General features: G+C 67.6%; 3 protein-coding genes. 2 read left to right on the forward strand and 1 reads right to left on the reverse strand.

What is annotated here, in order from left to right; all coding sequences use genetic code 11:
- Window positions 1-1428 (reverse strand): DUF4153 domain-containing protein (locus AC1VAN_RS18960; RefSeq protein ID WP_480986457.1); only part of this gene is annotated, 1428 nt, incomplete at its 3' end.
- A gap of 81 nt (window positions 1429-1509) precedes the next feature.
- Here AC1VAN_RS18960 and AC1VAN_RS18965 point away from each other — a divergent pair.
- Window positions 1510-2076, forward strand: coding sequence for a YqgE/AlgH family protein (locus tag AC1VAN_RS18965; protein WP_032977293.1), 567 nt, complete (start codon window positions 1510-1512; stop codon window positions 2074-2076).
- The coding region (ruvX, locus tag AC1VAN_RS18970) for a Holliday junction resolvase RuvX (protein ID WP_480986458.1) at window positions 2069-2310 on the forward strand (242 nt) is incomplete at its 3' end. The genes AC1VAN_RS18965 and ruvX, both read left to right, overlap by 8 nt.

The raw sequence follows: 2310 nt of genomic DNA on the forward strand, positions 1-2310 counted from the left end.
GGCTGGCGAGGCGGTGCCCTTGGCCTGCACGATCCGTGACTTCAGGCTGGCCAGGTCGCGCACGCCATCGTCGATGTCGTTATCCCAGCGTGACTCGCGCTTCTGYCGGGCCAGGGCCTGCACGATGATGCTGGAGGCGCGCGTGTCGGCCGCCAATGACGGTGCTTTCTGCAGCGTGCGCAGCGCCTGCACACCTCGACGGCCCAGCTCGAAACGCAGCTGATTTGCGGCGTCCGCAGTCATCAACGCCGGATCGGCGCGCAGGCGCTTCATCTGGCTGGCCAGGGTGAYGCGCACCGGGTCGATCACCGGCGAGATGGCCAGCAGTGCGGTTGCCAGCACGGCCCAGCACATCCAGCGGTTGACCGGCTCAAGCCGATGCAGCCAACGCCCGTGCCGGCGCAGTGCGGCGAAGGCGTAGCCGATGGCATAGCCGGCAATCAGCACTGCCACCGCCACGCCCCAGAAGCGCGAGAGGGTCCAGCCGTACTGGCTGACCCGCAGGGACATCGCATACAGCGCCAGGCCGGCGTAGATCGGCAGTGCCAGCAGGCTGGCCTCGACCAGCCGGCGCAGCCATGCCGGGTAGGGCGGGGTGCCGTCGTCGTGCTGGTAGACCGCGTTGGCCAGGCTGATCAGCAGCACCGCCAGCACCAGCAGCAGGCTGGCGGCCGAACGCGTGGCCCACAGCGGCGCCAGCCCGGTGAACGGCAGCGACAGCACGAACAGCACCGCGATGAACGACAGCAATGGCAGCAGGCCGCGGCAGATCGCGAAGAGCACCTGGCGGGTGATCTGCATCGCGCGATGCTGGGTGCGCCCGATCAGCACGCCGAAGCCTGCCAGCATGCCGGTGGCCAAGGCGATGAAGGCATCGCTGCCGAACAGGACGTGGAAAAAGTCGACCTTGACCATCCGGAACAGCGCCGCCCACAGCCACAGCAGCAGCCAGGTCAAGCCGGTGAACACCGCCGCCAGCACCAGGGTCAGCCCGTTCTGCCAGGCGCGTTCGAACAACGCGCCATAGTCGGCCCGCCAATGTCCGGCATGCAGGCGGAACTGCCACCACGGCAGGGCAATGAACGTGGCAACGGCCAGGCAGATCGAGAGCGGAACCTGCAGCACGGCCGCATACAGCGCGGTTTCTCCGCTCAGGTTCCAGGCGGTCCAAGCGGCCAGGGCGAGGACCAGCAACGAGGCCAACCCGGCGTGCAGCCACAGGCGCCAGGCCTTCAGATCGACCAGCGTCAAGGCCACTGCGGTGGGCACGGTCAATACCCAGGCATACCAGCAGTAGCGCCAGCCGATGTCCCGGAACGGCCATTGATCCGCCAGTTCCTGGGCCGCGAAAAGCATCAGCCCCTGCAGCAGTGCGATCAACACGATCATGCTGCGGGTGGGCCATGACAGCGTTGCATCCTGCTGCATCGGGTCGTCCTCCTTGCAAGAGCGCCATCCTAGCCCATCCCTTCGCGCCCGCATCCGGTCGCAGCGGTTAGAATGGCGCCCATGCCAGTAATGCCGACTTCCCTCGCCAATCACCTGCTCGTGGCGCTGCCGTCGCTGATCGACGCCACCTTCGCCCGCACCGTCGCGCTGATCTGCCAGCACGACGAGAACGGGGCAATGGGGGTGCTGGTCAACCAGCCGTCCGAGTACACCCTGGGCGAGGTGCTTGCGCAGATGGAGATCGCTACCGGCGATGGCGTCCTGCAGGCGCGTCCGGTGCTCAATGGCGGACCGGTGCATCCCGAGCGTGGCTTCGTCATCCATGACGACGCGCGCGCGTGGGATTCCAGCCTCGTCGTCGGTGAGGGCCTGTACCTGACCACCTCGCGTGACATCCTTGAGGCGATGGCGCGTGGCGAAGGCCCGGCCAATGCCGTGGTCACCCTGGGCTGCGCGGGCTGGAGTGCCGGCCAGCTGGAAAGCGAACTGTCCGAAAACAGCTGGCTGACCGTGCCGGCCGATGCCGAACTGGTGTTCCAGCTGCCGCTGGAACAGCGCTGGCAGGGCGCCGCGTCGCGCATTGGCGTCGATCTGTTCCGGCTGACCGATTACAGCGGCCATGTCTGAGCCGGCCCTCATCCGTCGCGATGGCACCGTACTCGGTTTCGATGTCGGCTCGCGCCGGATCGGCGTGGCGATCGGCAGTGCCTTCGCCGCGCATGCGCGTGCGGTGGCCGTGGTCGATGTGCACGGCAATGGCCCCGACTGGGCGGCGATCGAACGCCTGCTCAAGGAATGGAAGCCCGATGGCCTGGTGGTTGGCGATCCGCTGACCCTGGACGGCCAGGACCAGCCCAACCG

The organism is Stenotrophomonas sp. 05L44_2 (assembly GCF_056665995.1).

Coding starts and splice junctions, on each gene's coding strand:
- AC1VAN_RS18965 (WP_032977293.1), top strand. CDS start 1,510: ATGCCAGTAATGCCGACTTCCCTCGCCAATCACCTGCTCGTGGCGCTG.